The organism is Collinsella sp. AF36-3AT (genome assembly GCF_003475205.1).
Taxonomy (GTDB): domain Bacteria; phylum Actinomycetota; class Coriobacteriia; order Coriobacteriales; family Coriobacteriaceae; genus Collinsella; species Collinsella aerofaciens_AF.
The window spans coordinates 59,254-84,011 of the sequence record NZ_QROZ01000002.1; the positions used below are offsets into that span (position 1 = coordinate 59,254).

17 protein-coding genes are annotated in these 24,758 nt (G+C 60.2%); 15 read left to right on the plus strand and 2 right to left on the minus strand.

The window, feature by feature from the left end:
* Positions 1-8: 8 nt before the first annotated feature.
* From recR to nifJ, 5 genes are all read left to right on the plus strand, one after another.
* Positions 9-605: a recombination mediator RecR gene (gene recR, locus DW003_RS02695; protein WP_118335648.1), complete on the plus strand. Its 597-nt coding sequence runs from the start codon at positions 9-11 to the stop codon at positions 603-605.
* A gap of 243 nt (positions 606-848) precedes the next feature.
* Entirely contained in the window at positions 849-1,757 is a 909-nt protein-coding gene (locus DW003_RS02700) for a hypothetical protein (protein WP_118387401.1), read from the plus strand.
* Positions 1,754-3,595 carry a hypothetical protein gene (locus tag DW003_RS02705; protein ID WP_118387403.1) on the plus strand — a complete coding sequence of 614 codons (1,842 nt, stop codon included), beginning with the start codon at positions 1,754-1,756 and terminating at the stop codon, positions 3,593-3,595. Before DW003_RS02700 ends, DW003_RS02705 begins: the two co-directional genes overlap by 4 nt.
* A gap of 3 nt (positions 3,596-3,598) precedes the next feature.
* A complete protein-coding gene (locus tag DW003_RS09985; protein WP_199665658.1) occupies positions 3,599-4,537 on the plus strand; it encodes an FHA domain-containing protein in 939 nt (312 codons plus the stop codon).
* A 448-nt stretch (positions 4,538-4,985) separates the two neighbouring features.
* On the plus strand, positions 4,986-8,525 hold the full coding sequence (gene nifJ / locus DW003_RS02715; protein WP_118387405.1) for a pyruvate:ferredoxin (flavodoxin) oxidoreductase: 3,540 nt from the start codon (positions 4,986-4,988) through the stop codon (positions 8,523-8,525).
* Between the two features lie 278 nt (positions 8,526-8,803).
* Here the strand turns inward: nifJ and DW003_RS02720 are convergent, their stop codons facing one another.
* A complete protein-coding gene (locus DW003_RS02720) occupies positions 8,804-10,165 on the minus strand; it encodes an ATP-binding protein (RefSeq protein ID WP_158573171.1) in 1,362 nt (453 codons plus the stop codon).
* A 658-nt stretch (positions 10,166-10,823) separates the two neighbouring features.
* On the opposite strand from DW003_RS02720, the gene arcC reads away from it, so the two are divergent.
* The 6 genes from arcC to DW003_RS02750 all read left to right on the plus strand — a co-directional run bounded on the left by arcC (position 10,824) and on the right by DW003_RS02750 (position 17,715).
* Positions 10,824-11,786, plus strand: coding sequence for a carbamate kinase (gene arcC, locus DW003_RS02725; protein WP_099432554.1), 963 nt, complete (start codon positions 10,824-10,826; stop codon positions 11,784-11,786).
* A 433-nt stretch (positions 11,787-12,219) separates the two neighbouring features.
* On the plus strand, positions 12,220-14,115 hold the full coding sequence (locus tag DW003_RS02730) for a BglG family transcription antiterminator (protein ID WP_118387409.1): 1,896 nt from the start codon (positions 12,220-12,222) through the stop codon (positions 14,113-14,115).
* 119 nt (positions 14,116-14,234) lie between these two features.
* Positions 14,235-14,561 (plus strand): PTS lactose/cellobiose transporter subunit IIA, encoded by a 327-nt coding sequence (locus DW003_RS02735; protein ID WP_117648559.1) that lies wholly within the window; start codon positions 14,235-14,237, stop codon positions 14,559-14,561.
* Between the two features lie 93 nt (positions 14,562-14,654).
* Positions 14,655-14,900, plus strand: coding sequence for a PTS sugar transporter subunit IIB (locus tag DW003_RS02740; protein WP_316242807.1), 246 nt, complete (start codon positions 14,655-14,657; stop codon positions 14,898-14,900).
* 9 nt (positions 14,901-14,909) lie between these two features.
* Positions 14,910-16,259: a PTS sugar transporter subunit IIC gene (locus tag DW003_RS02745; protein ID WP_117776361.1), complete on the plus strand. Its 1,350-nt coding sequence runs from the start codon at positions 14,910-14,912 to the stop codon at positions 16,257-16,259.
* Between the two features lies 1 nt (position 16,260).
* Positions 16,261-17,715, plus strand: coding sequence for a family 1 glycosylhydrolase (locus tag DW003_RS02750; RefSeq protein WP_255413729.1), 1,455 nt, complete (start codon positions 16,261-16,263; stop codon positions 17,713-17,715).
* A gap of 459 nt (positions 17,716-18,174) precedes the next feature.
* Here the strand turns inward: DW003_RS02750 and DW003_RS10035 are convergent, their stop codons facing one another.
* Positions 18,175-19,005, minus strand: coding sequence for a C39 family peptidase (locus DW003_RS10035; RefSeq protein WP_233545471.1), 831 nt, complete (start codon positions 19,003-19,005; stop codon positions 18,175-18,177).
* A 564-nt stretch (positions 19,006-19,569) separates the two neighbouring features.
* Between DW003_RS10035 and DW003_RS02760 the strand changes: the two genes are divergently transcribed.
* From DW003_RS02760 to DW003_RS02775, 4 genes are all read left to right on the plus strand, one after another.
* Complete coding sequence (locus tag DW003_RS02760) at positions 19,570-21,021, plus strand: APC family permease (RefSeq protein ID WP_117735418.1); 1,452 nt, start codon at positions 19,570-19,572, stop codon at positions 21,019-21,021.
* Between the two features lie 131 nt (positions 21,022-21,152).
* Positions 21,153-22,430 carry an amidohydrolase family protein gene (locus DW003_RS02765; protein WP_117634436.1) on the plus strand — a complete coding sequence of 426 codons (1,278 nt, stop codon included), beginning with the start codon at positions 21,153-21,155 and terminating at the stop codon, positions 22,428-22,430.
* A 112-nt stretch (positions 22,431-22,542) separates the two neighbouring features.
* Positions 22,543-23,934 carry a sensor histidine kinase gene (locus DW003_RS02770; RefSeq protein WP_233545473.1) on the plus strand — a complete coding sequence of 464 codons (1,392 nt, stop codon included), beginning with the start codon at positions 22,543-22,545 and terminating at the stop codon, positions 23,932-23,934.
* Between the two features lie 38 nt (positions 23,935-23,972).
* Entirely contained in the window at positions 23,973-24,707 is a 735-nt protein-coding gene (locus DW003_RS02775; protein WP_118387413.1) for a LytTR family DNA-binding domain-containing protein, read from the plus strand.
* The last annotated feature ends 51 nt before the right edge of the window (positions 24,708-24,758 follow it).

The window sequence follows — 24,758 nt, forward strand, 5'->3', positions numbered from 1 at the left end:
GCATATATATGAGTGCCAACCATAGTCTGCAAAAACTCCTCGATGAGCTGGGCCGCCTGCCGGGCATTGGTCCCAAGTCGGCCCAGCGCATCGCCTATTACCTGCTCGAGGCCGATGCCGAGGAGGCCCGCCGCCTGGCCGAGGCCATCCTGGAGGTCAAGCAGGAGGTTCACTTTTGTAGCCGTTGCTTTAACTACGCCACGGCCGACGAGTGCTCCATCTGCCAGGACCCGATGCGCGATACCACTCGCATTTGCGTGGTGGGCGAGCCGCGCGACGTCCAGGCGATTGAGCGTACGGGCAGCTACCATGGCCTGTACCATGTGCTGGGCGGCGTGATCAGCCCCATGGACAAGATCGGTCCCGAGCAGCTGCATATCCGCGAGCTGCTGGCGCGTCTGGGCCGCGAGGACATCCACGAGGTCATTATCGCCACCAATCCCAACATTGAGGGCGAGACCACGGCGAGCTACCTTGCTCGCACCATCAAGCCATTGGGCGTTGAGGTATCGCGTCTTGCGAGCGGCCTTCCCGTGGGCGGCGACTTGGAGTATGCCGACGAGCTTACGCTTGGCCGCGCTATCGAGGCCCGCCGCGCGATCTAAGCGGCGTCAGCTTCGCGGCATGTCCCGTCGGCCTGCCGCACGGGGCACTCATAATTGGGTGCGCGTTCATTTATTTGTTGTGCAACAAACCTGCTTTTCATCCGCTTATCGCGTGGATGGGTCCGCTCGCACCTCGTATTTGCCCATTCGTTGCGCAACCTTTTGGGTTCGCTGATACACTCAACTGTGGATATGAAAGAATGCGCCGCTCCTGAGCGGCGTGTTTTTGTTGGAGGAGAACGCATGCGGCCCGGGGGCACTCAGACAAAGCATGGCGCCGCGGTGCGCATGCGACGCCGGCTGGGCCTGGCGCCTCGGGCGTGTGTGCTGCTGTCTTGCTCGCTCGTGCTGGCCATAGCCAGTGTTTCGGCTTATGGCATGACGGTGCCGTCCATGGTGCAGGCGCATGCTGCGCGCGATCTGCATATTGGGCGCAAGGCCAAAAGCGACTTGGGAACGACAACTGGATATGCGTGGGCGAGCGTGGTCTCGCACGTTGTGTTCGGTGGCGACGATGCGGACAGTCCCGAAACATCGGACAACGAGATCACGCTGGCAAACGGCAAGACCATCGTGCTCACCAACACCAAGGTCATTACGAAGCTTTCCAACAACAGCGTGGCATCTATCGTTAACAAGGCGGAGCAGCAGAAGGAACAGGGTACGCAGCAGGCGGGTAAACCCGGCGGCTCGGATGGGTCCGGTTCTGGCACCGGTTCGTCGGGCTCGGACGGCGGTTCCGGTTCGGGCTCCGCTTCTGGCGGCGGATCTTCGAGTGGTGGCTCGATGGACGGCGGCGCCGGCGGCGACACGGGCTCGGGTAGCCTCTCAGCTGCCGAGGAGGAGAGTATCCACAGTTGGCTCGTGACCAAATACAACATGCTCGATGGCTATGTCGCCCGCGCCAATAGCGTGGTGTCGACCTATAACGCCACGGGCGACACCGGACCGTGCGACAGCCTGGTCAATGACATGTTTGTTATCCGTGCCGAGTTTGGCCGGCAGACGTTTCCTCCCCAGTCAAAGTGGTATCGACAATTCGCCAACCTTTGGGGCTGCTACACAAACCTGTGTCAATGGGTCGGACATCACGGCGACGATAACGTCGCGCTCAACAACTTCAATAACAATGTGGCGGCGATCGCTCTATGATGACCAATCTCGTTTCCGCCACAACCCAATCGCTTGCCCACGATCCCATGGTGGGCCTGCGCCTGGCGCGCGTCGACGGGTTTGAGCCGGCCGTCGCCCTGGGCACGGACGAGCTTCCCGCCTACCTGCGCCGTTTTACGATGCTGTTTGCCGACGACGCCACCATGCGCCGCGGCGGCATCGGCCGCGTGACGCGTGCCGTCAACGCGCAGGGCGAGGCCGTGGCGCTCAAGCAGCTCATCTTGCCGGCGCGCGACGAATTTGATGACGATGTCGCCCACGAGGCGCTGGTCACCAAGTTCAAGGCGGCGTTTCGCGAGGAATATGAATGCCATCGTGCCCTTTCGGGCCTTAAGGGCTTTCCCCGCCTATACGGGTGGGGCGAGGTCGACGGCGTGCCCGCGATTGTCATGGAGTGGGTCGAGGGCGAGACGCTCGCTCGCCTGCGCTCGCGCCTTGCCGTGGACGATGCCGGGCGTCTGTCGCCGCTCGTGGCGGCGCGCCTGGGTCGCGACCTGTTCGATCTGCTCTGCCGCATGAGCTTGGTAGGCGAGGGGTTCGTCCATCGCGATATCTCGCCCGCTAATATTATGGTGCGCACGGCGCGCCTGCCGCTCGACCGACAGCTTGCCGAAGGCACTTTCGACCTGTGCTTGATCGACTTTGGCTCGTCGCTGGCGCTCGAGCCCGCCTCTGCGGTGGCCGGCACCGGCGGCAAGGCATCGTTTACCGAGTGCTATGCCACGTTGCGCCGCGCGACGGTGGCCTACGCCCCGCCCGAGATGCTCACCGACGATATCCCCGACCTGCGCATGCTTCGCATGTCGCCGGCAATCGATGTCTATGCGGCGGCGAGTACGGTCTACGAGCTCATCGCCGGTGTCGCGCCGTACGAAGTAGCGCCGGGTGCGTCGGGTACTTCGGGCTCGCGCAAAAAGACGCGCGATATTGCCAGCCCTTATCGCCTCAAGATGGATACGCTGCCCGATTATCCCGTCGGCGCCCACGCGCCCGGCTGCGACTTGACGCAACTGTTGCGACGCGAGCCCGATGTGGCACTTGCCGCGGCCGAACAGGCTCAGCAGCTGGGGCTCGATCCAAATTCCGAGGATCTGCGCGATGCGCTGGCGTTTGTCGATGCTCAGCTGTTCGATGTGGTGATGGCCTGCCTGTCCTGCCATCAGGAAGATCGTCCCGAGCCGGCTGCGGTGGAGGCGGCGCTTTCGGCGTTTTGTGACCACTATGCGCAAAATGTCGCCCGCTCGCTTCGCGCCGAGCCGCTCATGCCGTGCCCGATGGAGGTATCGGGGCACACGGCCCGGCGCGCGGCGATGGTTGGTGCGACGGCGGTATGCGGCGTGCTTTGGGCTGTGGTCGTGGTATCAGCGGCGCTGTTGGCGTCGGGCGCTCATGTAACGCTCATCGTGGGACCGCTTATGTGGTCCGGGAAGCTGCCAGCCATTATCGCCGCGCTGGCGTTGGCGCTGCCGGGCATGGTGGGCATTGCCGCCGGAGCCTTGGCGCGCAATCGCCGCGCGGGGTTCCTGCAGGGCGTGTTGGCCCTTTCCGCCTGCGAGGTCCCGGCTCTGGCTGCACTCGCATGTACCGTGTTTTCCCAGCATGCCGTGGCGGATGGCCTGGTGGCCGCCATAATTGCAACCTATGCGCTCACGTGGTTTTTGCTGGCGATGGGGTTTGCCTTTGAGCTTCCCGTCGTGTCAGCGCGACGTGTGAAAATTCCCATGGCGACGCCGCTTGCCGGCGGAGCCGCGGCTGCCCGCGCCTTTGGCGGGCCGGCCGAAGTATCCGACACTATCTCTGCGACCAAGGAGGGCTAAGCCATGGCTTCTCAAGCCGAGCTCACCCCGTGCGGGGCAATGTTTGACATCTTTAAGCGCGCAGCGCACCTGAGCCATATCGAACTGTGCGGCCTGGTGCTCTCGAGCCGCCCGCTCGCCGACGGCCGTAGTCCGCAGAGCCGTGCCGCCGATCGCTCCTGGGTTTCGCGCTTTATCGTGCGCGCGCCGGTCGGCACGCTGCAGGAACGTTATTTTGCCGATTACGGCACCTCGGCCGCGCGCATTATGTCGCAGCTGGCCTTGCGGCGGCGCAATCCCATGGACGCCGCGGCCGTGACCAATATGGTGTGCGGCCCCGCTGGCGAGCCCATGGTGCGGGCACTCGAGGAATGCCATCAGGACACGAATCTCTATCGCAATGCGCTCGAGCGCCTGTCGCAGGCGGCTGAGCTCATGCCCGCCGAGCGCGCCGAGGCCATCCTGGTGCTGTTTGTCGCCGTGGGTTGCTCGGCAGATGTCCGCTCGTCGGTGACCTATGCCATCGACTACGCTCATGCGACCTGTGGCGGCGCCACGTCGACGCCGCGCTCGCTGAGCACATCTTCGGTCGCGGGCGAGCACGAGGCCGCGCCGGCGCATCCGTTGGGACTGTTGCGCGTGCAAAACGGCTACGTGGTGAGCGCCCCGCGCTGGATCCAGCCGAGTGAGGAAGGCGTCGAGGTCGGCGCGCTGGCAACGGGGGAGGGCGACATCACCGATGTCGGCGACGATGTCTCGGCCCGCCATGCCCATATCTGGTGCGACGATTCTGGCACATGGTTTGTCGAGGACCTGTCATCCACGAACGGCACCGTGGTGGTAAACGGGGCCACGAGCGTGTGTATTCAAGTAGAGCCCGGTCGCTCCGCCCAGCTCAACCCCGGCGACGAGCTCAAACTCGGCGAATCCACCACCTACGCCATCCTCCTTGGTGCCCTCTAGCCGGCAGATAGGGACGCTCCTTTTCTGCCGGCACTTGGGGACACTCCTTGGCGCGTCAGAGCCAGTCGCCCGGGGATGGAGGGGCCATTTTGGCCCTTGGCGGTCACCCAAGGTAAACCTTTACCGCCCGCCTATATTTGCCGAAATTACACTTGACGGCGGGGTACAATAAACCCGCATGCGGATTTCCGTTGCGGGCGCCTCCCATCGCCGGGGCGTGCCCGGGAGCATCCGGCATGCGGCCTTTGCGGCGCTCGGTCATGTGCAAGACAGGTAGCTGGGCCTGCGGTGCGCAAGCGCCCCTCGCCTTGGCATGCCTTCTCTCCACGCCATGCACCTGCTGCCAAGTCCGCCTGCCAGATGATTGGAAGCAACAGCGAAAATCCCATCACGCCAACATCCCGGCGATCGCCGGGGCCTGTATACCTATATGAGAGGAGAGGGGTATATGGCGCGTAAGTTTAAGTCTATGGACGGCAACGAGGCGGCCGCATATGTTTCGTATGCGTACACCGAGGTAGCGGGAATTTATCCCATTACGCCGTCCAGCCCGATGGCCGACCATGTCGACCAGTGGGCGGCCCAGGGTCGCAAGAACATCTTCGGCACCCCGGTCAAGGTCGTCGAGATGGAGTCCGAGGCAGGTGCAGCCGGTACCGTTCACGGTTCGCTGGGCGCCGGTGCTCTGACCACCACCTACACGGCTTCTCAGGGTCTGCTCCTGATGATCCCGAACATGTACAAGATCGCGGGCGAGCAGCTCCCGGGCGTTTTCCACGTCTCCGCGCGTTGCGTCGCTTCGCACGCCCTGAACATCTTTGGCGATCACTCCGACGTCATGGCCTGCCGTCAGACCGGCTTCGCCATGCTCGCCGAGGGCAACGTCCAGGAGGTCATGGACCTCTCGCCGGTGGCTCACCTTGCCGCCATCGAGGGCAAGACCCCGTTCCTTAACTTCTTCGATGGCTTCCGCACCAGCCACGAGATCCAGAAGGTCGCCATGTGGGACTACAAGGATCTTGCCGAGATGTGCGACATGGACGCCGTCCAGGCTTTCCGCGATCACGCGCTCAACCCTGAGCACCCGCATACCCGCGGCAGCCACGAGAACGGCGACATCTTCTTCCAGAACCGCGAGGCCTGCAACAAGGTCTACGACGAGCTTCCCGCCGTCGTCGAGGGCTACATGAAGAAGATCAACGAGAAGCTCGGCACCGATTACGGCCTGTTCAACTACTACGGCGCTCCCGATGCCGATCGCGTCGTCGTGTGCATGGGCTCCTTCTGCGACGTGCTCGAGGAAGTCATCGACTACCTCAACGCTCACGGCGAGAAGGTCGGCCTGGTCAAGGTTCGCCTGTTCCGTCCGTTCTCCATCAAGCACTTTGTCGACGTTCTCCCCGAGACCGTCAAAAAGATTGCCGTCATGGACCGCACCAAGGAGCCGGGTTCCATCGGCGAGCCGCTCTACCAGGACGTCGTCTCCGCTCTCTACGAGGCCGGCAAGACGGGTATCAAGGTCGTCGGCGGCCGTTACGGCCTGGGCAGCAAGGACACGCCTCCCGCGTCCGCGTTCGCTGTCTTCGAGGAGCTCAAGAAGGACGAGCCCAAGCGCGAGTTCACCATCGGCATCGTCGATGACGTGACCAACCTGAGCCTGCCCGAGGCCGAGGATGCGCCCAACACCGCAGCCCCCGGCACCATCGAGTGCAAGTTCTGGGGTCTGGGTGGCGACGGTACCGTCGGCGCCAACAAGAACTCGATCAAGATCATCGGCGACCACACCGACAAGTACGTCCAGGCCTACTTCCAGTACGACTCCAAGAAGACCGGCGGCGTCACCGTCTCGCACCTGCGCTTTGGTGATTCCCCGATCCGTTCGCCGTACTACGTGACCAAGGCCGACTTTGTCGCTTGCCACAACCCCAGCTATATCGTCAAGGGCTTCAAGATGGTCCGCGACGTCAAGCCGGGCGGCACCTTCCTGGTCAACTGCCAGTGGAGCGACGAGGAGTTCGCCGAGCACATGCCCGCCGTGGCCAAGCGCTACATCGCGAACAACAACGTCAACGTCTACCTGATCGACGCTATCGACCTGGCCGCCAAGGTCGGCATGGGCAAGCGCACCAATACGGTGCTCCAGTCCGCCTTCTTCGCGCTGGCCAAGGTCCTGCCCGCCGAGGACGCCCTGCAGTACATGAAGGACGCGGCTACCAAGTCCTACATGAAGAAGGGCCAGGCCATCGTCGATGCCAACCACAAGGCCATCGATGCCGGCGCTACCGCCTTCCGTAAGTTCGAGGTTCCGGCCGACTGGGCTACCGCTGAGGATGCCGCTCCCGTCGAGCTCTCCGAGGAGACCAAGTCTGCCATCGCCCAGCAGGTCAAGAATCTGCTCGAGCCCATCGATCGCATGGATGGCGACAGCCTGCCCGTTTCCGCCTTTGTCGATTGCGCCGACGGCCAGTTTGAGCTGGGCGCCTCCGCATACGAGAAGCGCGGCGTCGCCGTGGTCGTTCCTCACTGGGACGAGACCAAGTGCATCCAGTGCAACCAGTGCGCCTATGTGTGCCCGCATGCCACCATTCGTCCGTTCGCGATGACCGAGGACGAGGCTGCCGCCGCGCCCGAGGCTACCCGCACGCTCGACGCTATGGGCCCCAAGGCCAAGGGCATGAAGTTCACCATGGCCGTCAGCCCGCTCGACTGCATGGGCTGCACCAACTGCGTCAAGGTCTGCCCCAAGGGCGCCCTCGAGATGGTTCCCACCGAGCAGGAGATGGACCAGCAGCCCGTTTGGGACTACATGGTCGAGAACGTCTCCGAGAAGAAGGAGCTCATCGCGGCCAACGTTAAGGGCAGCCAGTTTAAGCAGCCCTACCTGGAGTTCTCTGGCTCCTGCGCCGGCTGCGCCGAGACCGCCTATGCACGTCTGGTGACCCAGGTCGCCGGCGACCGCATGTTCATCTCCAACGCCACCGGCTGCTCCTCCATTTGGGGCAACCCCGCTGCCACCGCTCCTTACTGCAAGGACAAGGACGGTCACGGCCCGGCGTGGAACAACTCCCTGTTCGAGGACAATGCCGAGCACGGTCTGGGCATGGCCGTGGGCTATGAGGCTGTTCAGCACAAGCTGATTGCCGCTACCCAGGACATCATCGCCGCCGATGGTCCGTCCGACGAGCTCAAGGCTGCCGGCCAGGCTTGGATTGACTCTGTCAACGACGCCGAGGCCTCCAAGACCGCTGCCGCTGCCTACGTTGCCGAGCTCGAGAAGTGCGGCTGCGAGGCTTCCAAGGCAATCCTCGCCGACAAGGCTTACCTCACCAAGAAGTCCTTCTGGATCTTCGGCGGCGACGGTTGGGCCTACGACATCGGCTTCGGTGGCCTGGATCACGTCCTGGCTTCCGGCCACAATGTCAACGTCTTTGTCTTCGACACCGAGGTTTACTCCAACACCGGCGGTCAGGCCTCCAAGGCCTCGAACCTGGGCCAGGTTGCTCAGTTCGCCGCTGCCGGTAAGGTGACCAAGAAGAAGTCCCTGGCCGAGATTGCCATGAGCTACGGCTACGTCTACGTGGCGCAGGTCGCCATGGGCGCCAACCCGGCTCAGACCCTCAAGGCCATCCACGAGGCCGAGGCCTACGACGGCCCGTCCCTCATCATCGGCTACAGCCCCTGCGAGATGCACTCCATCAAGAAGGGCGGCATGCAGAACTGCCAGGCCGAGATGAAGAAGGCTGTCGAGTGCGGTTACTGGAACCTCTTCCGCTTCAACCCCGAGGCTGCTGCCGGCAAGAAGTTCTCGCTCGATTCCAAGGAGCCCGCGGGCGGTTATCAGGAGTTCCTGATGAACGAGGCCCGTTACGCTTCGCTGACGCGTTCCTTCCCCGAGCGCGCCGAGGAGCTCTTCAAGGAGAACGAGCAGGCCGCTATGGACCGCTATCAGCACCTGCTGAAGCTCAAGACGGTGTACAACGAGGCTTAAGTCTCCCACCGCAGGATCTGAGGGCTGACCTTCGCGGACGTCCTCGGACATGAAAGAACCCCCGCTGCGCACTACGTGCGGCGGGGGTTCTTTCGTCCTGCGGAGTGTCCGCGAAGGTCAGCCCTCAGATCCTGCTACGACTACGTCCTCAGATTGTGTGGGCTGATGAAGGACGTGGTTGGTGGGGTGCCTTGTCCCGGTCGCTGTTTCGCGGCTTTGCCGCGAAACCACGCGCTGCTTTGGGCATAGAGGGGGACCTAGTTGCGGACCCAGATGGCCTAGAGGGATATGGGTGCAAACGAGAAATCGTTGTTGGGGTCGTCCTTTTCCATAAACTCATCGAGGCAGAATGTCATATAGATTGGAACGTACAGAACCTTGCCCTCTTTGCTGAGGTTCTCGTGGCTTAGCACAACGGCCTCGGGGATTTTGTACTCGCTCACGCTCATCAGACGGTCGAGGGCCGCATGGGCTCGAACCTTCTTGCCCGATTTGACCTCGATTGGGACAACGTGCCCGCGAGTGCCTTCGATCACAAAGTCAACTTCGCCGACCTCGCGTGTCTGGTAGTACCATGCATCAGTTCCAAGGGCGACAAGCTCCTGCGCGACCACGTTCTCATAGAGACCGCCGAGGTTGGGGGTTTTCATATCAAGGTAGACAGCGCGTGCCGTGCTGCCGGGATACCGTGATGCGAGCATGCCTGTATCAGACTCGTATAGTTTAAAGGCGGTCGCCTTCTCTGTCCTCTTAAGAGGACTCCGGGCCTCCGTCACCTGGGCGACCATCAAACCGACGCCCGCGTTCACCAGCCATAGGAAATCCTGCTCGTATTTTTGAAGGCGAGCCCCCTCGCCCAGGGATGAAACAACAAAGCGATGGGACTCCGCCTCAAGCTGAACGGGAATTTGTTCGAAAATCGCGCGAACGTTAAACGCTCGAGTCGATGCATATTTAGAGATATCGCTTTTGTACTGATCGACCAGCTGAATTTGAAGCTCACGCGTCCTCACGAGTGAATAACCCGAATCGATATAGTTCTGTACGACCTCCGGCATGCCGCCGCAAACGATATAAGCTCTAAAGTTTTTGAGCATCGCCTCATGAATATAGTTTTCGACGGGACGCCTCTCGACAAGGCAGCTGCGGATGTCTGCAAGCACATTCTCGCTGATGCTGTTTGCCCAACAAAACTCTTCAAAATCCATTGGCCGCATAACAATGTGCTCGACATACCCCACCGGGAAAGAAGAGATCCCCTTAAACTCAGTCCCAAGCATAGACCCCGAGAAGACATAGCTAAAGCGCCCGTCCTCGACCAGCGCCTTCATGAGCGTGACGATCTGCGGATACTCCTGTATTTCATCGACAAAGATAAGCGTATCTCCCTCAACAAGCGGTGCATCCGCAAGAAGGGCCACGCGGTTGATAAAGTCAACGGCGTTCTTAGCGCCAATGAGCACATCTCTTGCCTCGGTATCGAGCAGCAAATTGGCCTCAAAATACGACGCGTAGTTGTCTTTACCAAACGCGCGAATTGCATAGCTCTTGCCAATCTGACGCGCACCGGTAACAAGCAAAGCCTTATGAGAGTTATTTTTCCAGTTCAAAAGCCTATTAGTGACCTTACGGCGTAGCATTAAAACCCCCAAATGACAAAAATTGGCAAATAGATTTGCCCTAATCATACAAAAATTGGCAGATAGATTTGGCCCAAATCATACAAAAATTGGCAAATAGCAAAGCTCACTTAGGCCTCAAAGCCAGCGAGCCAGCACGGTATTTTGCGAAAACGCTGGGGACGCCGTTAGCGTTCTCGGCTGCTTGGGTGGGCAGGAGCGAAAGTGCGTCAGCGGCGTTCATGCAATACCCGACGGTAAAGTTCTATACTGCAAACTCACAGTCGCTTGCCGCAAAGTGAAGCGCGATTGGCTATCCCTTTTGTTGGATGAAAAGCCCCGTGTTATTGCAGGGGTGCATACTTGTCTTGCAAGTGCATAGAATCTCGTATAGTGCGAGTAAATAGTTGCAGTGTCCGTTATGTGTTTAGCAAAGATATAGTTTGCATAATCCAGCCTAATCTCTGCTCTAATTAAATAAAGTCGCACGTAGATGACGTAAACATGTGTGAGCTGGGCTTCTTTACGCTGAGCGGGTAAAAACGACCGTTCACCGTTAAACTATTTTCAAAATGAATAAAATGAGCGATAAAGAGAATATAAACCTTAATAAACTCGCGTATTGCACGGACGCGGGTTATTAATGGGTTGTAGGCCTTTTACAGAAAGGATTCCAGCAATGTCTAAGCCTCTTGGCAAGCCCGATCGTATTGTCGTCGCCCTCGGCGGCAACGCCCTCGGCAACAACCCCGTCGAGCAGATCCAGGCCGTGAGCAACACCGCCCACGCTCTCCTTGGTCTTATCGAGCAGGGTAACGAGATCATCATCACCCACGGCAACGGCCCGCAGGTCGGCATGATCCAGAACGCCTTCGCCGCTGCCCACGACGCCATCGGCACCCCCGAGATGCCGCTGCCCGAGTGCGGCGCCATGTCCCAGGGCTACATTGGCTATCACCTGCAGCAGGGCATCGGCCGCGAGATGCACAAGCGCTACAAGCGTTGGCACGCCGCCACCGTCGTCACCCAGATTGAGTGCGACCCGGATGATCCCGCGTTCAAGAACCCGACCAAGCCGATCGGCCCCTTCTACACCGAGGAGCAGGCCAAGGAGTTCATGGCCGAGGATCCTTCCAAGGTCTTCGTCGAGGATTCCGGCCGCGGCTGGCGTCGCGTTGTCGCTTCCCCTGATCCCAAGAAGATCGTCGAGGCTGACTCCATCCTCAACCTGCTCGACAACGAGTTCATCGTCATCGCCTGCGGTGGCGGCGGCATCCCCGTCGTCCGCGACTACGAGAACAAGGGCTGCTACAAGGGCGTTCCCGCCGTTATCGACAAGGACCTGGGCGGCGAGCTGCTGGCCGAGGACTGCGATGCCGACGTCCTGTTCCTGCTGACCGCCGTCGAGCATGTCGCCATCAACTTCGGCAAGCCCAACCAGGAGGAGCTCGAGGACCTCACCGCCGACGAGGCCGAGCGCCTGGCCGACGAGGGCCAGTTCGGCAAGGGTTCCATGGAGCCCAAAGTCCGCGCCGCCATCAAGTTCGCCCGCTCCCGCAAGGGCCGCACCTGCATCATCGGCGCCCTGGACAAGGCCGCCGAGACCATGGCCGGCCTCTCCGGTACCCGCATCCACGAGTAGCCTCTACTCTGTTGCCTCTCCCGTGGGCGCCAGGCAAGACGCCCACAAACTAGCCTCTCTTCATGAGCCCCGCAGTCCGCTCCGGCTGCGGGGCTTTTGCTATTCACCTAGTCATTGGGGACAAACCCGGCACTTGGGGACGGTCCTTTCCTGCCGGCAGCTTGGGACAGTCCTTAATAGCCATTGGGGACGTTCTTAAACGACTAGTCAAACAACAACGTTCACAACGACTACTCATTTAAGTCTGTCCCCAATGACTGCCCAATGGCTGGGAAGGCGCATCCCACACCGACGCATTGCCTTCGGGCCCTCTCCCCAGGCTCTCCATAGCTCAGCTGGACTCCCCGCAACCTGTTCCGAGTTGGCGGAACGAGCGCGACGTGGAGTGTCATTCTTTACCGCGTTAGACTAGACGCAGGGAAAGGAGGAGGACATGGATGCTCGCGTCAAGCAGCTTGTAAATATGATCGAGGACGCTCAGCCTGTCGCTGTCGCGGTACTTGCCAAGCGTCTCGAGGTAAGCGAGCGCGCCGTGAGAAACTATATCCATCGCGCAAACGACAACCTTGCAGGGGTTGCACGCATCGTTGGCAGCAAGGGGCAGTATCGTATCGATGTTGCACGTGCAGATGAGCTTGCTCGCTTGCTAGACGGTGCGGCTCTGGCCCATCCGGGCATTCCTGATACGCGCGACGGCCGTGTGTCCTTCCTTCTTAACGACCTCCTCATGCGGTCCCAGTGGGTGACGATTGAGGAGTATGCGGATTTACTCTACGTTTCGGCGCGAACTCTGTCCAATGACATGCGTCTGGTAGAGCAGAAACTCGCCCAATTTGACTTAACGCTCGAAAAGCGCCCACGCTACGGAATCCGCGTTGCGGGCGGGGAGTCACAACGGCGCCTGTGCCTGGCCTCGCTGGTGAGGCCCGTGTTGCCCGACACCGACGATGCAAAGCTCGCCGAGCGCCTGCGGGCCATCGCCGCATGTGTGGACGATGCCCTGACGGCCTCGCCCGTCACGGTGAGCTCGCTGGCATCCCGCAATCTCATCATGCATCTTTACATTGCTCTTGGCCGCATCGAGCAGGGCTGCTATGTCCCAGCTGCAGAATCGGACGTTCAAAAACTGGAGGGAACGCGCGAATACGCCGCGGCTTTCCAGATTGCCGCAAACATCAAGGATGCCCTGGGCGTGAGCATGCCCCGAGAAGAGGTTGCCTTTATCGCAATCCATTTGCTCGGCAGGGGCACGGGCGTGCCCGAGAAGGGCTCTGCCGTTATCTCGGACGAGATGTGGGAGATTGCTTCCGAGATGGTACGTGCGGTCAACGATGAGTTTAGGTTTGACTTTAGCGGCGATCTTGAACTTCGCATGAACCTTGCTCGGCATATCGGCCCTCTGGGCTATCGCCTTGAATATCACATGCATATGGATAACCCCATGCTGCCCGATATCAAGACGAGGTTTCCGTTGGCCTATTCGATGGCAGCTGGCACCTCGCAGGTACTCGAGCGTCATTTTGGCAGCCAGCCCTCTGATGAAGAGCTCGGCTACATCGCCATGGCATTTGCCCTGGCCCTCGAGCAGCAAGCCGACCAGCCGCGTCGCAAGCGCATCCTGATCGTGTGCGCCTCGGGAGCGGGAAGCGCCCGTATGCTCGAGCACCAGTACCGCAAGCAGTTTGGCATGTATATCGATTCGATTGAGACATGCGATGTCGCCCGCGTGGGAACGTTCGATTTTTCGCACATCGACTACGTGTTCACAACGGTGCCGCTCAACGTCAAGTTGCCCGTGCCCGTCCGCGAGGCCGATTTCTTCTTGGAGACGAGCGATGTCAACGCTATCCGCAAGGTGCTGAGCGACGACACTGCGCAATCGGACTCCGTAAGCTCTTTCTTTAGCCGTGCCCTGTTCTTCAACCGCGTTGAGGCGCCGTCGAAGCAGGCCGTTCTCCGATATCTCTCCGAGCGCGCCGTCGAGAGCGGCCGTGTCGATGCCCAGTTTGCCCAAGAGGTCGCCGAGCGCGAGAGCGCGAGTGCCACCTCGTTTGGCAATGGGGTAGCCATGCCCCATGGGATGCATCCCTTGAGCGCCGAGGCCTTTGTTACCGTGGGCCTGCTCGAACATCCCATTCTTTGGGACGAATACGGCCATGAGGTCGATATCGTCTTTATGGTGTCGTTTGCTCGGTCGGGCGGCGATGAGGCGCGGATCTTGAGCTCACTGCTCGCCGAGATCTTTATGGACCGCCAGGGGGTCGAGCGCCTACGCGAGCGCCGGTCCTGGCATGAGCTGATGGCGCTTGTGCAAGCGCATACGGCTTAAGACTTCTTTTGTCGATAACCCTGTCTGTCTACCTGCAATAAACCTCGAGGATTGCGGGCGGGAGATAGGCGTTTCGAATATTCAAGTACAAACCAAAAATCACGGGAGAGGAGACCGTTATGGACGATCAGGGAACCGAGATGGTTTCGTTTCAGCTGGTCGCTGCAGCGGGAGAGGCACGCAGCCTTGCCTTCGAAGCCCTTGAAAAGGCAAAAGCGGGGGATTTTGACGCCGCCGCCAAACTCATGAAGCAGTCAAAGGATGCGGGAATCAAGGCTCACCACATCCAAACGCAGCTGCTTTCGACTGAGGCAGCGGGCGAGCATCTGTCGGTGGATGTGTTGCTGGTCCATGCTCAGGACCACCTCATGTGCTCCATGCTTGCTCAGGAGCTCGTGCAGGAGCTGATCTGCCTGTATGAGTGCACTGCAACCAAGAACGCCTAGCGGCGTGCGGTGACTATCCAACCAATCAATGCGAAGGGAATCCCTTATGAAGATCCTTCTTGTTTGCGCAGCGGGTCGTCTACAAGCATTCTGATGAAGAAACTCGAGAAATATGCGGAGCAAAACGGCATCGAGCTCGATATCGATGCGGTGGGTATCGGCGAGTATCAGGAGACGTGCGCCAATTATGACGTGCTGCTCTTGGGGCCGCAGGTGTCCTACCAGCTCAACACCGTCAAGCAGGGGAGCGGTAAGCCGACCGCGGTCATCCCCGCACAGGACTACGGCATGGGCAACGCCGCCAACGTGCTGGCACTCGCCCAGTCGCTGTTGGGTTAGGAGGCAACCATGGAGAAGTTCATGACCCTGCTTCAGGAAAAACTGACCCCTATCGCCAATTTCTGCGGCACCGAGCGCCACTTTGCCTCCATGCAAAAGGGCTTTATGAGCGCGATCAGCTTCATCTTGGTATCTGCCGTCTTTATGATCCTCGCCAACCCGCCGGTCACGGCCGACCTGGTGGCGCAGGGCGGGTTCTGGTCCGTCTTTGGCCCTTGGCTCGATTTTGCGACGGCCAATAAGCTCACGCTGCTCATCCCCTTCAATATGACGATGGGCATACTGTCGGTGATCGTGACGTTCGCAATCGCCTATAACCTGGCGGGCACCTACAAGATGCCCAAGCTTAACGCCGGCATGACCTCGCTGGTGATGTTCCTGATCGCCGCGGCGCCGTCGTCCTACTACCAGCTTGCTGACGAGTCCGTGCTCCAGGCGGTCCCCTGCACCTATCTGGGTGCGCAGGGCCTGTTTACCGCCATCATCGTTGCCTTGGTCTCCGTCGAGGTCACGCGCTTCTGCCAGACCAAGGGCATCACCATCAAGATGCCCGATGGCGTGCCGCCGTTTTTGTCCGAAACCTTTGGCGCCATCGTACCTATGCTCGCCAACATCCTCATCTTCTTTGGCGGCAACCTGCTGATCCAGATGATCGATCCCGCGCTGTCCATCCCCTCGGTTATCGAGAAGCTGCTCGCTGCCCCGCTTTCCGTCGCAGTTGACTCTGTGCCCGGCGCACTGCTTATCTGCTTCATGACGCTGCTGTTTTGGTGCTTTGGCGTCCACGGCAACATGATCGTAATGCCCATCACCGCCCCGGTCTCGCTTGCCGCCTTTGCCGCCAACGCCTCGCTCTATGCTGCCGGGCAGCCGCTTGAGTTCCACCCGGTGCTCATGTCGTTGGCCATCAACCTCATCGGCGGCACGGGTAATACGTTCTCTTTTGTGGCGCTCTGCGCGTTTAGGGCAAAGTCGCAGCAGCTCAAGGCATTTGGCAGGGCATCGATCGTGCCGAGCTTCTTCCGTATCTCCGAGCCCGCGATCTTCGGCGCGCCCATCATCTTCAACCCGATCCTCATGATTCCGTTTGTGCTAGGCGGCATGATCTCGGCCCTGCTGTATTGGGGTGCGGTCTCACTGGGTCTTGTCTCTAACTTCTACATCTTGGTGAGCGGCACGTTCCCCATCTTCGTTCAGGGCTTTGTCCAGTGCCTCGACCCGCGCATCTGGGTGTTTACGATCGTTTTGATCGTGGTCATGGCTGTGGTCTGGTACCCGTTCTTTAAGGTGTACGATAACCAGCTCCTGGCTCAGGAGCAGGAGAACGCCGCGGCAGCTTCTGCCGAGGATGCTGAGTAGCATGAGTTACTTTGACAGAACGTCTGCCGCCGGTATGCCCGAGGGCTTTTTGTGGGGTGGTGCCCTCGCCGCCAACCAGGCCGAAGGGGGCTGGAACGAGGGCGGCCGCGGCATGTCGCACTCCGACCTGATCCCACAGGGTTCCGACCGCTGGGATGTAATGTTTGGCAGGCAAAAGCCCGTGGACGATCCGGACAGGCAGTATCCATGCCGCTGGGGCAACGACTTCTTCCATCATTGGCACGAGGATGTCGAGCTCTTTGCCGAGATGGGCTTTAAGTGCCTGCGTCTTTCAATTTGCTGGAGCCGTATTTTTCCCACAGGGATGGAGACCGAGCCCAACGGCGAGGGCTTGGAGTTTTACCGTCAGGTATTCGAGGCGCTGCGCGAGCATGGAATCGAGCCGCTTGTGACGCTGTCGCACTACGACTATCCGTTGGCTCTGGTCGAGCGCTATGGTGGCTGGCAAAGCCGAGAGATGATCGAGCGGTATGCGCACTACGTCGAGACCGTCGGACGCGCGTACCAGGGCCTCGTGCGTTATTGGCTTACGTTCAACGAGATCAACAGCGTGGCGCTGTCCTATCTCAACGCGGGTGTCACGCTCGAGGGTGAGCGTGACCGTGCAGCCGTGACCGCGGCGTTCTCGCACCATATGTTTATGGCGAGCGCTCGCGCTGTCGAGATTCTGCACAAGATCGATCCCGCAAACAAGGTGGGTTGCATGGTCGCTGCCGGTGCGACCTATCCGTACCGTTGTGCGCCCGAGGACGTATGGCTTGCGTATGAGGAGGACCGCGGCCGCTACTTCTACACAGACGTGATGGCTGCGGGCGCCTATCCTGCTTGGAAGCTGCGTACACTCGAGAAAGAGGGTGTTCACGTGCCCTTTGAGCCGGGCGATACGGAGTATCTGGCAGAGCATACGGTCGACTTCATCTCGTTCTCGTACTATTGCTCGCGCTTGGTGTGCGCCGATGATCAGGTGATCGCCGAGAAGGCGGAGGGCAACGTGTTCCCGACGTTGCGCAATCCGTACCTCAAGGATAAAGAGACTGCCTGGAAGTGGCAGATCGATGCGCTGGGTTTGCGCGTGACGCTTGCCGGCTACCACGATCGTTACCATCTTCCGCTCTTTATCGCCGAGAACGGTGTGGGCGGACTCGATGCGCTGGAAGACGGCAAAGTCCACGATGCGTATCATATTGATTACCTGCGAAGGCATATTCTTGCGCTGCGCGATGCAATTGTCGAGGACGGTGTTGACCTGATGGGATACACGCCGTGGGGCTGTATCGATTTGGTGTCGGCCTCGACGGGGCAGATGAAGAAGCGCTATGGCTTTGTTTATGTCGATGCCGATGATACGGGCAAAGGCACGTTCGATCGCTACCGAAAGGACAGCTTCTGCTGGTATCAAAAGGTCATTGCATCAAATGGCGAGGACTTGAGTTAACCCTTGCAAGCCTGCTGCCCCCGTGGCCCGTTTCGGCCGCGGGGGCTTTTGCTATTTACCTAGTCCCCGATGAGACCCTCATTCTGTGGGTAGTCATTGGGGACGTTCTTAAAAGACTAGTCATTTAAGTCTGTCCCCAATGACTGCGGAAACCCGGCACTTGGGGACGTTCCTTTTCTGCTGGCAGCTTGGAACAGTCCTTAAAGCCCGCATCAATCAACTGCGGAAAGCGCATCCCAGAATGAGCGTCCAACATGGGACATAGTTTCCCTTGAGGGCCTCAACCGGAAAATGCATCCCGGAATGTTGCCGGAAAGTGGAACGTAGTTTCCCAAACGGGCCGCTAACGGAAAGTGCATCCCGCTATTGAGCTCCAAAATGGGATGCGCTTTCCGTGTCGGCAGTTCCGGGCAGCCTGGGACCACTCATTTAAGTCTGTCCCCAATGAGTGCCCAATGACTAGTAGTAGGCCCACATGGCTTCGACTTCGTTGAGGACCTCTACAACGCCCCAGCGGCGGGCGCTGCGGCTGGCCGAGTTGGGATCGAAGACTTCAATCTGGTCGGCGTCGTCAATACCGTAAAGTACAATGTAGTGGCCTACGTTAGTAAACGTGCCCGGCCGAACGGCGGCGATGACGGGCGCTCCCGAACGCAGCGCCTGAGTCATCGAGTCGCGATCGTTATGGAGTTCCGTTCCGTTAAGTCCCAACTGCCACGCCCCGCTCGTCATAAACGACCATTCGGTTGCACCGGTGGGGGCGTAATTGCCCGCCTCAGAAAGCGCGCACATATCGACGGGGGTCATATCGGTGCGTCCCGTCTTAAAGATATAGACCATGGTGAGGCACGTAGGCCCGCAGGCATTTTGGCGGATGGTGCCGCCGGCGTAAGGCAGCTCCGACCACGCAGGGTCGATCTGATAGATATGGGGCATCGTGCCGGCTTGCCATTGCGAGCGCGGGGTCGAAAAGGCGAAAGAATAACCGGGCGCGACGGGGGCCTTGAGCAGTTTGTCCTCGGCGGTGGGCTCGAGACCGGCCGAGCCGTGGGACATACAGGAGCTCATAAGCACAAAGACCAGACAGGTGAGGATAGAGCACAGCGCGAGGCGAAGCCGACGAGCCGGCAGGGCGGGGGCATTCGCGTGCGATGTCGAGCGGTAAGGCTTGCCGTCGCGTCCGCCTTGGGGAAGCGAAAAGAAGCGGTTGATATGGATGCCGGGCTGACGTGCGCCGTTGCGGCGCAGTTGCGGAACCTCGGCCTGGCGCTGTCGAGTGCGCGCGCCCAAGCGGCTGTCTTGCTGTGCGCTTGGGCCCGTGCTAGGACGGCCACTCTGCCGTGTTCTGCTTGTCTGCTGCCGAGACGAAGGCCTGGGTTGCTCTTGAGGGCGTTGCGGATTGCTGCTCGTGGCACTTCTGGGCGTCGGCGTGGTACGGCCAGCAAGGCGAACGCTTTGTCGCCGTTGATCACCGTCGTTGTATCCGTATGCCATTCGTACCGCCTTGTCTCATGTATAACCTGTCTATCCTACAAAAAAGATGTGCAACAAATGGGTCTGCGCGTCAAAAGCTCGGTAAACGGTACGAAAGGCGCAAAACGCACAGCCTCAAAAACATCTCTCTATGCGCCCGATGAGCGTACGCCCGTTGGGCGGGCGGCAACAATGAGCGGCAAACCGTGCCGTTCGTCCCAAAAACGGTGCCGCTCGTTTTGCAGTTCTGCCTTCGGTCGAGCTGCGAGCGGCGCTGCTGCGCCAAGGCCGTATCTTAAAGCCATGGAATAAAAGCGCGCGGCAAAACGGACCGCGCAAGGGGTGACGCCAGGGGGCGTCAAAAAGGAAAGGAGGGGAACAATGGCGGACAAGAACGCAGAAGTTGCAGTCGAGGACAACGGCGGCATGAAGAAAACGCTTTCGCTCTGGAACTTCTTCACCATCGGTTTCGGTGCCATCATCGGTACCGGTTGGGTTCTGCAGGTCGGCGACTGGATGGTCGTGGGCGGCGGTCCCGTTCCCGCTATGATCGCATTCCTCTTGGGTGCAATCTTCCTCGTGCCCGTCGGAGCTGTTTTCGGTGAGCTCACGGCTGCTATCCCCATCTCGGGCGGCATCGTCGAGTATGTCGATCGTAGCTTTGGCCGTACGATGAGCTACATCACCGGCTGGCTCCTGGCCCTGGGCAACGGCATCCTGTGCCCGTGGGAGGCCATCGCCATCTCGACCCTCGTGTCCGAGATGTTCGGCAGCCTGCCCGGCCTTGAGTGGCTGCGCGCCGTCAAGCTCTACACCATCCTGGGCGCCGACGTTTACCTGTTCCCGACGCTAATCGCGCTCGGCTTTGCAACCTACGTCATCTTCCTCAACTTCCGCGGTGCCAGCTCGGCCGCCAAGCTGCAGGCCTTCCTGACCAAGGCCCTGCTCTGCGGCATGCTGCTCGCCATGGGCGTCTCGCTGTTCACCGGCTCGCCGGACAACGCCATGCCCGTGTTCTCCCAGGTCACCGGTGCTGGCGGCGGCAAGCCCGCTACCGAGGGCACCAGCCTGTTCGCAGGCATCGTTTCGGTCCTGGTTCTGACCCCGTTCTTCTACGCCGGCTTCGACACCATTCCTCAGCAGGCTGAGGAAGCAGCCGAGGGCCTCAACTGGAACAAGTTCGGTAAGATCATCTCCTTGGCTCTGCTGGCCGCCGGCGGCTTCTACATGGTCTGCATCTACTCGTTCGGCACCATCCTCGACTGGCATGAGTTTGTTAAGAGCCCGGTTCCCGCGCTTGCCTGCCTCAAGGGCATCAACATGCTCCTGTACCTGGCCATGCTCGTCATCGCCACGCTTGGACCCATGGGCCCGATGAACTCCTTCTACGGCGCCACGAGCCGCATCATGCTCGCCATGGGCCGCAAGGGTCAGCTGCCCGAGAAGTTCGCCGAGGTCGATCCCAAGTCCGGCGCTCCCAAGCTCGCCTGCGTCGTTCTGGGCGTCATCACCGTCGTCGGTCCGTTCCTGGGCAAGAACATGCTCATCCCTCTGACCAACGTGTCGGCCCTCGCCTTCATCTTCTCCTGCGGCATGGTCGCCCTCGCTTGCCTGCGTATGCGCTTCACCGAGCCCGACCTGCCTCGTCCCTACGAGGTGCCCGGCGGCAAGTTTGGCATCAGCCTCGCTATCGTTGCCTGCGGCACCATCATTGGCCTGCTCGTGATCCCGTTCTCTCCCGCCTCCCTCAACATGGTGGAGTGGAGCATCGTGATCGGCTGGCTGGCTGTTGGCCTGGCCCTCATGGCCTTCACCAATTCCCGCAAAAAATAACGCCTAGCCGGGGCGGATCGGGTGCGCGGGGCCCTCTCTCCCGCGCACCGAACCCGGCACCACTTGGGTAGTTTTGTGAGGCCTTAACCCAACGCGGCCTCGCCCACTATATGGATCCATAAGGAGGAACCATGTCCACTAAGTATGCAATCGTTGGCGGCAAGCTCATCGACGGTACCGGTGCCGAGCCGGTCGAGAACTCCCTCGTTCTCGTCGACGACAATGGCAAGATCGAGTACGCCGGTGTCATGCAGGACCTTCCCGAGGGCGTTGAGGTTATCGACGCCGCCGGCAAGACCGTCCTTCCCGGCCTGATCGACACCCACCTGCACTTCTCGGGCAACCTGACCGACGATGACACCGACTGGGTCATGCAGCCGCTCCTCGAGAAGCAGGCCGTCGCCGTCAAGCAGGCCTACGACTGCCTCACCCACGGTCTCACCACCGTCTGCGAGATCGGTCGCTTTGGTATCCAGATCCGCGACTGCATCGACAAGGGCGTCTTCAAGGGCCCGCGCGTTCTGGCAACCGGCCTTGGCTTCTGCCGCGTTGCCGGCCACGGCGACTCCCACCACTGCAGCCAGGAGCTCAACAAGGAATCGCACCCCTGGGGCGATCAGGTCGACGGTCCTTGGGATCTGCGTAAGGCCGTCCGTCGTCGCCTGCGCGAGAACCCCGATGCCATCAAGATCTGGGCTACCGGTGGCGGCATCTGGCGCTGGGACTCCGGCCGCGACCAGCACTACTGCTCCGAGGAGATCCAGGCCGTGGTCGAAGAGGCAAAGATGGTCGGCATCCCCGTGTGGAGCCACTGCTACAACAACCACGCCGCTGCCTACGATTCCGTTCGCTTTGGCTGCGAGCAGTTGATTCACGGCTTCGATATCGATGAGCGCACCATGGACCTCATGGCCGAGCAGGGCACCTTCTTCACCCCGACGATCGCCTTCCTGCCCACTTGGTACGCCACCTATCCGCCCGTCTACGTCCCCGAGCTGCACGACAAGTACGAGGGCACCCTGGTCGAGAAGGAGCTGCAGCGCAACTACGACTGCCTGCGCGAGGCCAAGAAGCGCGGCGTCGTCATGACGATCGGCTCCGACTCCTTCTCCTTCGTCACCCCGTACGGCACCTGCTCTATCGAGGAGATGTACGAGTTCGTCGACAAGATCGGCTTCACCCCGGTCGAGACCATCACCTGCGCCACCCTCAACGGTGCCAAGATGTGCCACATCGAGGACGAGACCGGTTCCATCGAGGCCGGCAAGTGCGCCGACCTGCTGGTCGTCAACGGTGACGTCGCCGCCGACATCCACGTGCTCAACACCGACAACATGGACGTCATCATGAAGGACGGCTGGATTGTCGAGGCTGGCACCTTCGGCGAGGCAAACAAGTACAGCGCCTAAGCTACCGTTCATCGATGGCTTGATGTAAAACACAGTATTTGATTGCATAATGCAATGGAGAGGGTCGCTTGCGGCCCTCTTTATTGCTATGGGGTGCGTCAGTAAGAAGGAGATGACGGTGGATCTCAATAGGGTGATTCTGGGCAAGAGCTACAACTCTACCAAGGTCTTTCGTACCGCTCAGCATGTGGTTCAAGCCATCTTGCTCGGTATTGTCGTTCCGCTGCTTATCCTGCTGCTCATCTGGGATCTAACCGATAATCCCAATCCTGTTCCGGCCGTTGTCGTCATTGCCGGCTTGGTCATGCTGTGCTTCTTCTTCTCGTACGTCTTTGTCGTTCCCGACGACCTCACATCGAGCGCAACCGACCGCACGCTCGCCATCGCGTCGAAAATATTCGCCTACACGTCGCGCGGCCTTACGCCCGAAGCTGCCCTGGGTGCCTCTAAGATCATCCTGTCCGAAACTATCGCCTCTGCCATCTGCTTTACCGACGGCAAGCAGGTGTTGGCAAGCTGGGGTGAGGACTCGGCAAAATGCCCCGCGGGCACCCCGGTGGTACTGCGGACTACGCTCAACGTGATCAACAGCGGTGAGCAAAGCGTTTTCTCGCGCGATGCCTCGACCGAGACAGGTGGCTACTTTCCGCGCCTGCGCGCCGGTATTGTCGCACCGCTTACTGTGCGCGGGCATTGCGTGGGCACGCTCGAGCTGTATTATCCCCGTCTGAGCAGCATCGATATGCGCCAGACGGCGCTTGCCTCGGGCTTTGCCGACCTCATTTCCACGCAGCTTGCGAGCTTTGAGCTCGAGCGCCAGGACGAGCTTACGGCCCGCGTGGAGCTGCGCGCCTTGCAATCGCAGGTCGATCCTCATTTTCTGTTTAACACCATCAGCACCATTGTGTCGCTCGTACGTACCGAGCCGGACAAGGCCAGGTCGCTGCTCATCGACTTTTCCAATTACTACCGTCAGACGCTTTCTGATTCCGATACCCTCACAACGCTCGAGCACGAGGTGGAACAGGGCACTCGCTATATCAATCTTATGCAGGCTCGTTATGGCGACGGCCGTCTGCGCGTCTCGGTCGATATCGACTTTGAGGTGCGCGATTGCATGGTGCCGCCGTTTATCTTGCAGCCGTTGCTCGAAAACTGCATCAAGCACGCGCAGCGCGAGACCGAGCCGCTTTCTATTCATGTTAGGGCTTTCGAGACCGATGACGGTTTGGAGATCATCGTCGAGGATGACGGCATCGGTATGAGCGAAGAGGTCTGCGCGCATCTGTTTGAGCAACATCGCCGAGAGGAGCCCGAGAGCATTACCGCCGACGGCTCCGTCAAGCGAGGTTGCGGCCTGGCGCTCTTCAACGTGCTTCAGCGCATCCATTTCTTTTACGGAGAAGATTCCGGCATGCGCGTGAAGTCCCAGGAGGGCGTGGGAACGCAGGTCATCGTCGAGCTGAACGGCGAGCCGCATGAGCCGGCGCCGTTGACGGCGTAGCACGCGGTTGGATTGAGAGAAAAAGAGGGGAAGCACATATGTCCGAAGGCTGGAACATCTTGGTGGTTGATGACGAGCCCCCAATTAGGGCTGAACTACGCTATCTGTTGGAAAAGGATACGCGTGTGGGCCAGATTGCCGAGGCGGGCAATGTCACCGAAGCCGTAGAGTCGATTCTGTCGAACAAGCCCGACGTGTTGTTTTTAGACATTACCATGCCCGGTCGCTCGGGAATTGAGCTTGCCGAGACGCTGCAGAACCTAAAGACGCCGCCGGTCGTGGTGTTTGTGACGGCGTTTGCCGAGTATGCGGCTGATGCCTATAACCTCGATGCCGTCGATTATGTCGTCAAGCCGGTTGAGGACGCACGCCTGTCAAAGGCACTCGACAAGATCGAGGCGGCCTTGGGTGTCCGTCGTGTTATCCACGCTCCGCGCCAGCCTTTGCGTCTGACGGTGGACCGCGGGGGCAAAAAGGTGTTCATTCCCGCCGCAGACGTCTGCTACTTTGAGGCGCGCGCCGATTTTTGCAACGCCATCTGCGCCGAGGGAACGTACCTGATCAATGAGTCGATCTCTTCGCTCGAGCGTCGCTTGGATTCCGAGGGCTTTATTCGCGTTCATCGCAGCTACCTGGTCAATTTGGAAGACGTGCACAATGTTGAGATTGGCTCCACGGGGTTGATGGAGCTCAGGCTCGACCGCGTGAGCTCGACGGTGCCCGTGTCCCGCCGTCGCGCTGCCGAGGTTAAAGCACACTTGGGGCTTGCGTAAGAGGCTTGCGTGTCGTCGTTTACCATCGCAGGTTTGGCATGGGCGCGCGGT

Coding starts and splice junctions, on each gene's coding strand:
- recR (WP_118335648.1), top strand. CDS start 9: ATGAGTGCCAACCATAGTCTGCAAAAACTCCTCGATGAGCTGGGCCGC.
- DW003_RS02700 (WP_118387401.1), top strand. CDS start 849: ATGCGGCCCGGGGGCACTCAGACAAAGCATGGCGCCGCGGTGCGCATG.
- DW003_RS02705 (WP_118387403.1), top strand. CDS start 1,754: ATGATGACCAATCTCGTTTCCGCCACAACCCAATCGCTTGCCCACGAT.
- DW003_RS09985 (WP_199665658.1), top strand. CDS start 3,599: ATGGCTTCTCAAGCCGAGCTCACCCCGTGCGGGGCAATGTTTGACATC.
- nifJ (WP_118387405.1), top strand. CDS start 4,986: ATGGCGCGTAAGTTTAAGTCTATGGACGGCAACGAGGCGGCCGCATAT.
- DW003_RS02720 (WP_158573171.1), bottom strand. CDS start 10,165: ATGCTACGCCGTAAGGTCACTAATAGGCTTTTGAACTGGAAAAATAAC.
- arcC (WP_099432554.1), top strand. CDS start 10,824: ATGTCTAAGCCTCTTGGCAAGCCCGATCGTATTGTCGTCGCCCTCGGC.
- DW003_RS02730 (WP_118387409.1), top strand. CDS start 12,220: ATGGATGCTCGCGTCAAGCAGCTTGTAAATATGATCGAGGACGCTCAG.
- DW003_RS02735 (WP_117648559.1), top strand. CDS start 14,235: ATGGACGATCAGGGAACCGAGATGGTTTCGTTTCAGCTGGTCGCTGCA.
- DW003_RS02740 (WP_316242807.1), top strand. CDS start 14,655: ATGAAGAAACTCGAGAAATATGCGGAGCAAAACGGCATCGAGCTCGAT.
- DW003_RS02745 (WP_117776361.1), top strand. CDS start 14,910: ATGGAGAAGTTCATGACCCTGCTTCAGGAAAAACTGACCCCTATCGCC.
- DW003_RS02750 (WP_255413729.1), top strand. CDS start 16,261: ATGAGTTACTTTGACAGAACGTCTGCCGCCGGTATGCCCGAGGGCTTT.
- DW003_RS02760 (WP_117735418.1), top strand. CDS start 19,570: ATGGCGGACAAGAACGCAGAAGTTGCAGTCGAGGACAACGGCGGCATG.
- DW003_RS02765 (WP_117634436.1), top strand. CDS start 21,153: ATGTCCACTAAGTATGCAATCGTTGGCGGCAAGCTCATCGACGGTACC.
- DW003_RS02770 (WP_233545473.1), top strand. CDS start 22,543: ATGACGGTGGATCTCAATAGGGTGATTCTGGGCAAGAGCTACAACTCT.
- DW003_RS02775 (WP_118387413.1), top strand. CDS start 23,973: ATGTCCGAAGGCTGGAACATCTTGGTGGTTGATGACGAGCCCCCAATT.